At 63.4% G+C, this 309-nt stretch carries 1 pseudogene; it reads left to right on the top strand.

Features of this window, described 5'->3' with window-relative positions:
* Nucleotides 1-309, top strand: a pseudogene (locus tag QSJ40_RS12645) (IS3 family transposase); the annotation flags it as partial.

Below are 309 nucleotides of genomic sequence, written 5' to 3' on the forward strand. Positions count from 1 at the left end.
TGCTGGACGCCCACGTCGACGACCCCGAGTATGGCTACCGGTTCCTGGCCGGCGAAGCGGCAGAAGCCGGTGAGCAGATGTGTGAGCGGACGGCGTGGAGGATCTGCCGGGACAACCAGTGGTGGTCCGTGTTCGGGAAGAATCGCGGCAAGAACGGAAAGCGTCCCGGGCCGCCGGTCCACGACGATCTCGTGAAGCGGGACTTCTCCGCCGATGACGTCAACGAACTGTGGCTGACCGACATCACAGAGCACTGGACCGACGAGGGAAAGCTCTACCTCTGCGCCATCAAAGATGTGTTCTCCGGCC

Source organism: Kocuria sp. NBRC 114282 (assembly GCF_030268385.1).
In the GTDB taxonomy this organism is placed as follows: Bacteria; Actinomycetota; Actinomycetes; order Actinomycetales; family Micrococcaceae; genus Kocuria; species Kocuria palustris.